The organism is Methylibium sp. T29-B, assembly GCF_000576225.1.
GTDB lineage: Bacteria > Pseudomonadota > Gammaproteobacteria > Burkholderiales > Burkholderiaceae_C > Methylibium > Methylibium petroleiphilum.
Genome location: NZ_AZSN01000122.1, coordinates 1 through 11,379, shown reverse-complemented (window position 1 = coordinate 11,379; position 11,379 = coordinate 1). Strand labels below are relative to the sequence as shown.

10 protein-coding genes and 2 pseudogenes are annotated in these 11,379 nt (G+C 70.0%); 3 read left to right on the top strand and 9 right to left on the bottom strand.

From position 1 onward, the window contains the following. The 6 genes from bamC to Y694_RS16205 all read right to left on the bottom strand — a co-directional run. The coding region (bamC, locus tag Y694_RS26820) for an outer membrane protein assembly factor BamC (protein ID WP_310732263.1) at positions 1-353 on the bottom strand (353 nt) is incomplete at its 3' end. Continuing rightward, a complete protein-coding gene (locus Y694_RS26815; protein WP_051495838.1) occupies positions 353-790 on the bottom strand; it encodes an outer membrane protein assembly factor BamC in 438 nt (145 codons plus the stop codon). The genes Y694_RS26815 and bamC, both read right to left, overlap by 1 nt. A gap of 106 nt (positions 791-896) precedes the next feature. Next, positions 897-1,778 (bottom strand): 4-hydroxy-tetrahydrodipicolinate synthase, encoded by an 882-nt coding sequence (dapA, locus tag Y694_RS16215; protein WP_036234333.1) that lies wholly within the window; start codon positions 1,776-1,778, stop codon positions 897-899. A 59-nt stretch (positions 1,779-1,837) separates the two neighbouring features. Beyond that, positions 1,838-2,425: a bifunctional 2-polyprenyl-6-hydroxyphenol methylase/3-demethylubiquinol 3-O-methyltransferase UbiG gene (locus Y694_RS16210; protein WP_036234331.1), complete on the bottom strand. Its 588-nt coding sequence runs from the start codon at positions 2,423-2,425 to the stop codon at positions 1,838-1,840. A 1-nt stretch (position 2,426) separates the two neighbouring features. Continuing rightward, a complete protein-coding gene (locus Y694_RS26565) occupies positions 2,427-2,561 on the bottom strand; it encodes a hypothetical protein (RefSeq protein WP_255343853.1) in 135 nt (44 codons plus the stop codon). A gap of 19 nt (positions 2,562-2,580) precedes the next feature. After that, positions 2,581-3,804: an MFS transporter gene (locus tag Y694_RS16205; protein WP_036234329.1), complete on the bottom strand. Its 1,224-nt coding sequence runs from the start codon at positions 3,802-3,804 to the stop codon at positions 2,581-2,583. Positions 3,805-3,957: 153 nt separating this feature from the next. Here Y694_RS16205 and Y694_RS16200 point away from each other — a divergent pair. Further along, a pseudogene (locus tag Y694_RS16200) lies at positions 3,958-5,936 on the top strand (DNA topoisomerase IV subunit B). Between the two features lie 47 nt (positions 5,937-5,983). Continuing rightward, a pseudogene (parC, locus tag Y694_RS16195) lies at positions 5,984-8,291 on the top strand (DNA topoisomerase IV subunit A). Here the strand turns inward: parC and Y694_RS16190 are convergent. From Y694_RS16190 to Y694_RS16180, 3 genes are all read right to left on the bottom strand, one after another. Then, entirely contained in the window at positions 8,216-8,665 is a 450-nt protein-coding gene (locus Y694_RS16190; protein ID WP_036234327.1) for a hypothetical protein, read from the bottom strand. The pseudogene parC and the gene Y694_RS16190 overlap by 76 nt on opposite strands. A 76-nt stretch (positions 8,666-8,741) precedes the next feature. Beyond that, entirely contained in the window at positions 8,742-9,269 is a 528-nt protein-coding gene (locus Y694_RS16185; RefSeq protein ID WP_051495837.1) for a disulfide bond formation protein B, read from the bottom strand. Then, complete coding sequence (locus tag Y694_RS16180) at positions 9,266-9,730, bottom strand: RidA family protein (protein WP_036234324.1); 465 nt, start codon at positions 9,728-9,730, stop codon at positions 9,266-9,268. The genes Y694_RS16185 and Y694_RS16180 overlap by 4 nt, the downstream gene beginning before the upstream one ends. Before the next feature lie 101 nt (positions 9,731-9,831). On the opposite strand from Y694_RS16180, the gene Y694_RS16175 reads away from it, so the two are divergent. Further along, positions 9,832-11,379: ComEC/Rec2 family competence protein (locus Y694_RS16175; protein ID WP_155935843.1), on the top strand; the 1,548-nt coding region annotated here is incomplete at its 3' end.

The following is an 11,379-nucleotide window of genomic DNA, read 5'->3' as shown; positions in this document are numbered from 1 at the left end:
GCGGGCGGCACCGGGGCGGCCGAGGCGGCCGCCGCAGCGGCTTCCGCGGCCTTGGCCTGCTCTTCCTTGGCGCCGAGCTTGAGCATCAGGCGCGACAGCATCACCGCCTCGAGATCGGGGTCGGCCGGGCGGGGCTGCCATACCGTGGAGTCCTTGCGCTCGCTGGTGTAGACCTCGACCATGCCGCGGTGGCTGATGTAGATCTCGGTGCCACCCTCGGGCGTGCGCTCCAGACGGGTGCGGAAGCGGTCCCGCTCGCCGGTGTCGTAGACCGAATCGAACACCTTGCCGATCGTGCCGCGGATGATGTCCTGCGGCAGCTTGGCGCGGTTCTCGGCCCAGTTGGTTTCCATCAGCCGGTGTCGCGCTGCTCGAGATCGAGCTGGAAGCCGCGCTCCTGCCAGAAGGCCTGCAGTTGAGGCCACAGCTGCTCGGGTGTCTGGCGAGTGGCCAGCCAGCGCTGGCTGCCGGCGCGCTCGAGGCGGACATCGCCGACCACGCTGGGCGCGACGCTCGCGGCCGTGCCGGCGGCGGTGGGCGCCGAACTGTTGGGCGAAGGCGTCTGCAGCGTCGAAGCGCTGATCGTGCCGCTGGCCGTCTGGTAGCGCTGGTCGGGGGAGAGCTGGGTGAGGTCGGGCGGGATCTCGAGCGAGACCGATTTCGCTCCCTTGGTCTTGTAGTCGACCTTGTCGCCTTCCAGCGCATTGTTGATCGTGCAGGCCGACAGGCCGGACGCCACCGCGATCAGCAGCAGGCGGGCAGGAACGTTGAATCGACTTTGAAAACTCACGGGAGGCTTCTCCGGGGATCGGGCTGGGCAGGCCGCCGGTGCGGCGGGGCAGGGGAGCGCAAGGCGTCGTGGGTGAAGCAGCGGTACCGTTCCGGGGGGCGAAGCGTCACAGCAGGCCGGCATCGCGCAGCGACTGCTCGACCACCGGCTGCAGCGCTGCACTCAGCGGCGTCAGCGGCAGGCGCAGTGCGCCGCCGCAGCGGCCCATGCGCTGCAGCGCCCACTTCACCGGAATCGGATTGGGTTCGCAGAACAACTGCTTGTGCAGCGGCAACAGCGCCAGGTGGATCTCGGCGGCGCGCTTCGCGTTACCGGCCATCGCCGCGACGCACAGCTCGTGCATCGCACGCGGCGCAACGTTGGCCGTCACGCTGACGTTGCCATGGCCACCCAGCAGCATCAGCGCCACCGCGGTCGGGTCGTCGCCGGAGTAGATGGAGAAGCCCTTCGGTGCCTGCTTGATCAGCCAGCATGCGCGCTCGATGTTGCCGGTGGCTTCCTTCAGGCCGACGATGCCGGGCACCTGGGCCAGACGCAGCACTGTCTCGGGCAGCATATCGGCCACGGTACGGCCGGGCACGTTGTAGAGCACCACCGGAATGTCCACCGCTTCGGCGATGCTGCGGAAGTGCTGGTACTGGCCTTCCTGCGTGGGCTTGTTGTAGTAGGGCACGACCTGCAGCGTGCAGTCGGCGCCGACCTGCTTGGCGTAGCGGCTGAGCTCGATGGCTTCGCGCGTGGAGTTCGCGCCGGCTCCGGCCATCACCGGCACGCGTCCGGCGACATGCTCGACCGCCACGCGGATGATCTCGCAGTGCTCTTCGGGCGCGACCGTCGGCGATTCGCCGGTGGTGCCGACCACGCCGATGCAGTCGGTGCCTTCGGCAATGTGCCAGTCGATCAGGCGACGCAGAGAGGGGTAGTCGACGCTACCGTCCTCGTGCATCGGCGTGACGAGCGCGACGATGCTGCCAACGATGGGTTTCATGGGGAGTCCTCTGAATCCCGGGATTTTAGCCAGCCGCGGCAACGAGGCTGACGCGGTGGCTACAAGGGATAACGCGGTGGCTGGTCCGAGGCCGACGCGCCGGGCTCGGCCTCCCGCACGGCGGCGATGCGCTGCACGAAGCGCAGCGGTGACTCCAGCGTGCCGTCCTCGTAGCCCAGCACGCGCCAGCCGGCACCGGCGCCGCGCACCGCGTCGAGCAGCTCGCCCGGGCGCAGCAGGAAGTCGGGGTTCGACGGCTTGCCGACGGTCTGGTTGCCGATCGCGAAGGTTTCGTAGATCAGGCGGCCGTTGGCGGCCACGCAGGCGAGGATCGTGGGCAGCAGCGGTCGCCACAGGTAATGGGTGACGATCACCACGTCGAAGCTGCGGCCGTCCAGCGGCCACGGACCGGACTCGATGTCGGCGGTGATCAGCTCGGCCTGCGGGCAGGCGGATGCCAGATCCGCGAGGGCCGCCGCGTCGCGGTCCACGCCGGTGAGGCGCTGCCCTTGGACCGTGAGCCAGCGCAGGTGTCGGCCGGAACCGCAGGCCAGGTCGAGCACGCGCTGGCCGGCCGGGAGCGTGCGCGTCCAGCGTTCCACCCAGGGCGACACCGCCAGCCCACCGTGCCGCGCGGTCAAGCCCATGCTAGAAGCAGCTCCATACGCGGTTGGCCAGGTCGACCATCAGGTCGGGCTGCAGGTAGGCCAGGAACACCGCACCCAGGGCGGCAGCGGACACGGCCCAGATCAGGAGTCGCTTGCTGCAGGAGAAGGCTCTCATCGCCGTGGGGCCCCGTGTGTCATGCCGGCGCCGGGACGCCGCCGCGCACGATCGCGGTCTCCCGCACCGGCAGGTTGATCAGCGCGGCGAACACGCCGAGCGCGACCGCGATCCACCACACCACGTCGTAGCTGCCGGTCGCGTCGTAGAGCTTGCCGCCCAGCCACACACCGAGGAAGCTGCCGATCTGGTGGGCCAGGAAGACGAAGCCGCCCAGCATCGAGAAGTGCTTGACGCCGAAGATCTGCGCGACCACGGCATTGGTGGTCGGCACCGTCGACAGCCACAGCAGCCCCATCGCGATCGAGAACGCGTAGACCGAGGCGGGCGTCAACGGCAGCAGCAGAAAGGCGATGATGGCCACCGAGCGCAACGCGTAGATGCTCGCCAGGATGTGGCGCTTGGCCAGCCGCTGGCCCAGCACGCCGGCCGCGTAGGTGCCGAACACATTGAACAGGCCGATCAGCGCCAGCGCCGTCGTCGCCACCTGCGGCGACAGGCCGTGGTCCTTCAGGTAGCTCGGCATGTGCACGCCGATGAAGACCACCTGGAAGCCGCAGACGAAGTAGCCCGCCATCAGCAGCTGGAAGCTGCGGTAGCCGAAGGCCTCGCGAACGGCCTCGCCGATGCTCTGCTGCCTGCCGGCGGGTGGGGCGAGTTTCGGCTCCTTCAAGCCGAAGGCCAGCGGCACGATGGCCAGTGCCGCGCAACCCAGCAGGATCAGGGCTTCCTGCCAGCCGAAGGCCGAGATCAGGCCGCTTTCCACCGGCACCATCAGGAACTGGCCGAACGAGCCGGCCGCAGCCGTGATGCCCATCGCCCACGAGCGCTTCTCGGGGGCGACGTTGCGACCGATCACGCCATAGACGATGGCGTAGGTGCAGCCGGCCTGGGCCATGCCGATCATCAGCCCGGCACTGCCGTGAAAGGCCAGACCTGACGTGGCCAGCGCCATCAGCACCAGCCCGCCGGCGTAGAGCACGGAACCGGCCACCAGCACCTTGAAGGCGCCGTAGCGGTCGGCCAGCATGCCGGCGAACGGACCGACCAGGCCCCAGCTCAGGTTCTGGATCGCCAGCGCGAGGCCGAAGGTCTCCCGGGACCAGCCGCGGTCCATCGTGATCGGCTGCAGCCACAGCCCGAAGCCGTGGCGGATGCCCATCGACAGCGTGACGATGGCGGCGCCGCACAGCAGCACCTGGGTCATCGAAAGCGTGTGCGTAGCGCGGGTCGGCGAGGTCATCGACCGATTGTCACGATTTTCACGTTCCGGCGTTGGTCACCGGCGTCGGCCGTCTGCCGTGGAGATGCCCTGCGCAGGCGGCGGAGCGGGTGGGGGCAGTGTGGTAAGCCCGCGCGCCGGTGCACGCGCGGCGGCTCCCTAGAATCTTCGCCCATGGCAACCAAATCTTCTTCGCCGGGCCGTTACGGCGAATCGTCCATCCGCGTGCTCAAGGGTCTGGAGCCGGTGAAGCAGCGGCCGGGCATGTACACCCGCACCGACAACCCGCTGCACATCGTGCAGGAAGTGATCGACAACGCCGCCGACGAGGCGCTCGCCGGGCACGGCCAGCGCATCGCGGTGACGCTGCATGCCGACGGCTCGGTCAGCGTCGACGACGACGGCCGCGGCATCCCCTTCGGCCTGCACCCCGAGGAGCAGGTGCCGGTGGTCGAGATCGTGTTCACGCGGCTGCACGCTGGCGGCAAGTTCGACAAGGGCGCGGGCGGTGCCTACAGCTTCTCCGGCGGCCTGCACGGTGTGGGCGTCAGCGTGACCAATGCGCTGTCGACGCGACTGCAGGTCGAGGTGTTCCGTGAGGGCAAGGTCGCGGCACTGGCCTTCTCCGGCGGCGACGTGATCGAGCCGGTCGCCTCGCGCAAGGCCGGTGCCGCAGACCGCCGGCAGGGCACCAGCGTGCGGGTCTGGCCAGACCGAAGTACTTCGAGAGCGCCGAGCTGCCGAGGAACGAACTGGTGCACCTGCTGCGCAGCAAGGCGGTGCTGATGCCGGGCGTGAGCGTGACGCTCACGCACGAGAAGAGCGGCGAGGTGCAGACCTGGCGCTACGAAGGCGGGCTGCGCGACTACCTGATGCAGACGCTGCAGGCGGACCCGGTGATTCCCCTGTTCGAGGGCGCGCACTATGCCGAGGAGGGCGAGACCGAGAATTTCGCCGAGGGCGAGGGGGCGGCCTGGTGCGTGGCCTTCACCGAGGACGGTCAGGCGGTGCGCGAAAGCTACGTGAACCTGATCCCCACGGTGGCCGGCGGTACGCATGAGTCGGGCCTGAAGGATGGCCTGTTCCAGGCCGTCAAGGGCTTCATCGAGCTGCACGCGCTTTGCCCGAAGGGCGTGAAGCTGATGCCCGACGACGTGTTCTCGCGCGCCAGCTTCGTGCTGAGCGCCAAGGTGCTCGACCCGCAGTTCCAGGGCCAGACCAAGGAGCGACTCAACTCGCGCGATGCGCTGCGGCTGGTGTCCACCTACGTGAAGCCGGCCTTCGAGCTGTGGCTGAGCCAGCACGTCGAGCATGGCCGCAAGCTGGCCGAGCTGGTGATCCGCCAGGCCCAGGCGCGCCAGCGCGCCGGGCAGAAGGTCGAGAAGCGCAAGGGCTCCGGCGTGGCGGTGCTGCCTGGCAAGCTGACCGACTGCGAGAGCCGCGACCTCGCGCTCAACGAACTCTTCCTCGTCGAAGGCGACTCGGCTGGAGGCAGCGCCAAGATGGGCCGCGACAAGGAGACCCAGGCCATCCTGCCGCTGCGCGGCAAGGTGCTCAATTCCTGGGAGGTCGAGCGCGATCGTCTGTTCGCCAACAACGAGATCCACGACATCTCGGTGGCGATCGGCGTCGATCCTCACGGCGCCGCCGACGAGCCCGACCTCTCGGGCCTGCGCTACGGCAAGATCTGCATCCTGAGCGACGCCGACGTCGACGGCTCGCACATCCAGGTGCTGCTGCTGACGCTGTTCTTCCGGCACTTCCCGAAACTGATCGAGCGCGGCCACATCTGCATCGCCAAGCCGCCGCTGTTCCGTGTGGACGCGCCGGCGCGCGGCAAGAAGCCGGCGGCGAAGCTCTATGCGCTGGACGAGGGCGAGCTCACCGCCATCCTCGACAAGCTGCGCAAGGAAGGTGCCCGCGAAACCAGCTGGACCATCAGCCGCTTCAAGGGCCTGGGCGAGATGAATGCCGAGCAGCTGTGGGACACCACGCTCAACCCCGACACGCGCCGCCTGCTCCCAGTGAGCTGGGGCCTGCTGGACTTCGGCCAGACCGAGGGCTCGTTCAACAAGCTGATGGGCAAGGGCGAGGCCGCGTCGCGGCGCGAGCTGATGGAACTGCACGGCGATGCGGTCGAGGTGGATGTGTGAGGGGTCGCACCCTGCGGGTCTGACGACGGCTCACGATCGAGAACGAGATGAATCAACTGGAACTGAATGCTGCCGGCGGCGACAACGGCGATGCGATCACGCTCGCCCACTATGCCGAGCGGGCCTACCTCGAGTACGCGCTGAGCGTCGTCAAGGGCCGCGCGCTGCCCGACGTGTGCGACGGCCAGAAGCCGGTGCAACGTCGCATCCTGTACGCGATGGAGCGGCTGGGCCTGGCCTTCACCACCGCCGGCGGCCCCAAGGCGATGAAGAGCGCGCGCGTGGTCGGCGACGTGCTGGGCCGCTACCACCCGCACGGCGACACCGCGGCCTACGACGCGCTGGTGCGCATGGCGCAGGACTTCTCGCAGCGCTATCCGCTGATCGACGGCCAGGGCAACTTCGGCTCGCGCGACGGTGACGGCGCGGCGGCGATGCGCTACACCGAAGCGCGTCTCGCGCCGATCACGCGGCTGCTGCTCGACGAGATCGACGAGGGCACGGTCGACTTCATCCCCAACTACGACGCTCCACGCAGGAGCCGAAGCAGTTGCCCGCGCGCCTGCCCTTCGTGCTGCTGAACGGCGCGAGCGGCATCGCGGTGGGCCTGGCGACCGAGATCCCCAGCCACAACCTGCGCGAGGTGGCCGCCGCCGCGGTGGCGCTGATCAAGCAGGAAAAGCTGTCCGACGACGAGCTGTTCGCCTTGCTGCCCGGCCCCGACTACCCGGGCGGCGGCCAGATCATCAGCGCCGAGGCCGACATCCGCGACGCCTATCGCAGCGGCCGCGGTTCGCTGAAGGTGCGGGCGAAATGGAAGATCGAGGACCTGGCGCGCGGTCAATGGAACCTCGTGGTCACCGAACTGCGCCCGGCACCAGCGCGCAGAAGGTGCTGGAGGAGATCGAGGAGCTGACCAACCCCAAGGTCAAGGCCGGCAAGAAGGCACTGAGCGCCGAGCAGACCCAGCTCAAGACCACCGTGCTCGCGGTGCTGGACGCGGTGCGCGACGAATCCGGCAAGGAAGCCGCGGTGCGTCTGGTGTTCGAGCCCAAGAGCCGCACCGTCGAGCAGCAGGAGCTGATCAACGTGCTGCTGGCGCACACCAGCCTGGAGACCTCGGCGTCGATCAACCTGACGATGGTGGGGGCCGACGGCCGGCCGACGCAGAAGTCGATGCGCCAGATGCTGACCGAGTGGATCGGTTTCCGGCTCGAGACGGTGCAGCGCCGTACCCGCCACCGCCTCGGCAAGGTGCTGGACCGCATCCACATCCTCGAAGGCCGGCAGCTGGTGTTGCTGAACATCGACGAGGTGATCCGCATCATCCGCAATGCCGATGAGCCCAAGCCGGCGCTGATCGAGCGCTTCCGGCTCAGCGACCGGCAGGCCGAGGACATCCTCGAGATCCGGCTGCGCCAATTGGCGCGGCTGGAGGCCATCAAGATCGAGCAGGAGCTGAAGAGCCTGCGCGAGGAGCAGGGCCGGCTCGAGGAGATTCTCAACAGCCCGGCCGCGCTGAAGCGCACGGTCGTGAAGGAGATCGAGGCCGATGCCAAGACGCACGGCGACGAACGCCGCACGCTGATCCAGGCCGAGAAGAAGGCGGTCGCCGAGGTCAAGGTGGTCGACGAGCCGGTCACGGTGGTCATCAGCAGCAAGGGCTGGGTGCGCGCGCGCCAGGGCCATGGCCACGACGCCGCGGCCTTTGCCTTCAAGGCCGGCGACACGCTCTACGGCACCTTCGAGTGCCGCACCGTCGACACCTTGCTGGTGTTCGGATCGAACGGGCGCGTGTACTCGGTCGCCGTCAGCGGCCTGCCCGGCGCGCGTGGCGACGGGCAGCCGATCACGTCGATGATCGAGCTCGAATCGGGCACCCAGCCCCAGCACTACTTCGCCGGCCCGGCCGACGCGACGCTGCTGCTCGCCAACACCGGCGGCTACGGCCTGCTGGCGAAGGCCGGCGACCTGCAGTCGCGCCAGCGCGGCGGCAAGGGCTTCCTCACGCTGGCCGAGGGCGAGAAGCCGTTGCCGCCCAGCCGTGCCGATGCCGCGGGGCAGATCGCCTGCCTCAGCCTCGGCGGTCGCCTGCTGGTGTTCGCGCTCGATGATCTGAAGCTGCAGCCCAAGGGCGGCCGCGGCCTGACGCTGATGGACCTGGAGGCCAAGGACGCTTTGGTGAGCGTCGCTGCCTTCGACAAGACCCTGCGTGTGCTGGGCAGCGGCCGTGGCGGCAAGGCCAAGGACGAGACGCTCGGCGCGGCGGCGGTGGCCGTCTACAAGGGTGCGCGGGCGCGCAAGGGCAAGCCGGCCGACATCGGCTTCAAACCGACCTGGCTGCTGCGCGCCTGAGCGGTTGCCGGCGGCTGCCGGCGCCGATCACTTGCCGCGTGCGGCCCGACGCGGTCTGGCCGGGTGGGGGTCGGCGTCGCGGGGCGCTTGCGCGCCACGCTGCGGCCCTGCGGCGTTGCGGAGGTCGATGCCACTCGCATCGGCATCGCGGAGAGCGGGCTCGGCGGCACGACGGGCCGCGCGGGCACGACCCCCGGCAGGGCGGGCCAAGCGAGGCGCCAGTAGCGCCACCAGGCCTCGGTCGCCTCGGCGGCCTGCTGCCACAGCACGCGCTGTGACTCGGCGAGCGCCTGAGGTGTCCACAGCGCGGCGTCGCGCGTGGGCGACGGCACGCTGTCGCCGTCGGGAAACCAGAAGCGATGCCAGGGGGTCATGGCCGATCTCCTACGGCGCAGCACTGCGCCTCGGCGACCAGCATAGTCCCCGCGCGTGACCGGGTCTTGACCGGGATCAGGCGCGCAGCCTGCGGTGCCACAGCAGCAATGCCGCCGTGAGCCCGATCAGCGCGAACAACAGGCCGCTCCACACCTCGAAGGGCTGGCCCAGCAACCGGGCGGATGCTGCCTCGGCGCAGGTGGCCGTCACCTGGAACAGCCAGGGCACGGCGGTCTCGAGGCCGGTCGCGCTCAGGAAGCGATCCGCGAGCGTGAAGGCGCAGCTGCTGTCCTTGGCCGCGACCTGGTGCTGGAACACGGCCGATGCGATGCCACCGACCGACAGCGCGAGGACCAGTCCGCTCGTCACCACCGTCACCGCACACACCGGTGCGGCCCAGCCGATCAGTGCGACCACGGCGATCGCCAGGTAGAGCACACGCTGGAAGATGCACCAGGGGCAGGGCAGCATGCCGAACACGTGCTGCGCGACCAGCGCGCTGCCGACCGCGGTGATGCAGGCCAGCGCCACCAGCGCGAGCACGCCGCGCGGCAGCCGGTGGAACACGCTGGCGTGGTGCAGGCGCGCGGTCGCAACGCTCACGCAGCCACCTCGGCGATCAGTTCGATCTCGACGCAGGCGCCCAACGGCAGTTGCGCCACGCCGAAGGCGCTGCGGGCGTGGGCGCCGCGGTCGGCACCGAACACCTCGCCGATCAGCTCGGAGGCGCCATTGGTCACCAGATGGTGCTCGGTGTAGGTGGGCGAGCTGTTCACCAGGCTCATGAGCTTGACGATGCGCAGCACGCGCTCCAGGTCGCCGCCGACCGCGGCGTTCAGCGTGCCCAACAGGTCGATCGCGACGGCCCTCGCGGCGGCCTTGCCGGTGTCGGTGTTCATGTCGGTGCCGAGTTGCCCGGCGTGCGGCTTGCCGTCGCGCTTGGCGATGTGGCCGGACAGGAACACCAGGTTGCCGCTGCGCACGAAGGGCACGTAGGCGGCGGCCGGCACGGCGACCGGCGGCAGCACGATGCCGAGGTCTTTGAGGCGTTGCTGGATCGACATGAGGGAGGCTCCTTTTCGCGGGCGACGATCCTACCGCGCGGGCCGTCACCCCAGTCGTGGAGGGCCTGCCGATCGGCGCATCGGCTTCCTACACTCGGCCGATGCCCTCGTCTCCATCGCTGCCGGGCCTGCGCCTGCTGGCTGCCGGTGCCGGCGTGGTGCTGGGATCGTCCCTGCAGCTGCAGCAGGCCCAGCTGTGGCTGCCGGTCCACTACGCCGCACTCTCGGTGTTGGGCCTCGCGGTGTCGATGCTCCTGTTCGGCCTCGATCGTCGCGGTCCACTGCGAGGAAGCGTCCACGCGCTGACGCTGGCCGTCCTGACCGCGGTGAGCTTCGGTGCGACAGGCCTGCGCGCCGGCTGGCGTCTGGCCGAGCAACTGCCGGCCGAACTCGAGGGGCGCGATCTCGCCGTGATCGGCGTGATCGCCGGGCTGCCGCAGCGCTCGGCCGAGGCCTGGCGCTTCCACTTCGAGCCTCGCTCTGCGCGCATCGGCGACCGCGTGATCGAGCTGCCGTCCCGCCTGTCGCTCGGCTGGTACGCCACACCCGACGGCCCCGAATTGCCCGCGCTGCGCGCCGGCCAGCGCTGGCAGCTGATGCTGCGCCTGAAGCGCCCGCATGGCCTGTCGAATCCGCACGGTTTCGACTACGAGCTGTATCTCTTCGAGCAGGGCGTGCGCGCGACCGGCTCGGTGCGTGCGGTGCGCGACACGCCCAACCGCCTGCTCGGAGACGGCGAGGGCCACGTCGTCGATCGCCTGCGGCAATCGGTGCGCGACGCGATCACGGCGCGTGTGGCCGATGCCTCCTCAGCCGGCGTGCTGGCCGCGCTGGCGGTGGGCGACCAGGCTGCGATCGAGCGCGACGACTGGGCGCTCTATCGCCAGACCGGCGTCGCACACCTCATGTCCATCAGCGGCCTGCATGTCACGATGTTCGCGTGGCTCGCGGGCTTGGGCGTCGGCGCACTGTGGCGGCGCAGCCGCCGTGCGATGGGGATGTGCCCGACACCGCTCGCCGCGCGCTGGGGTGGCCTGACGGCGGCCTGCGCCTATGCGGTGTTCGCCGGCTGGGGCGTGCCGGCGCAGCGCACGGTGCTGATGCTGGCCAGCGTCGTCGTCCTGGGAGCAGCCGGATTGCGCTGGAGCTGGCCGCTGGTCTGGACGGCCGCCATGGTGGTCGTGACCGCGATCGATCCCTGGGCCCTGCTGCAGCCGGGCTACTGGCTGTCCTTCGCGGCCGTGGGCCTGCTGCTGGCCTCGGGCGAGGCGCGTGGGCTCGTCGCGGCGACCACCGGGCTGGCGACCGCACCGACGCGGCTGCGCTGGCAGGGCGTTGCGGAGTGGCTGGTTCGGCTGCTGTCGGGCGGCCTGCGCACGCAGGCCATCGCGACGCTGGGTCTTGCGCCCTTGACGCTGGTGTTCTTCCAGCAGTTGTCGCTGGTCGGCTTCGCCGCCAATCTGGTCGCCATTCCGATCATCACGCTCGGCGTCACGCCGCTGGCGCTGTTGGGCGTGCTGCTGCCGCCGCTGTGGGGGCCGGCCGCCTGGACGGTGGCGCAGCTGAACGCCGGCCTGCAGTGGCTCGCCACGCCGGACTGGGCGGTGTGGTCCGTGCCGGCCGCCACACCGTGGGCCGCGGCCTGCGGC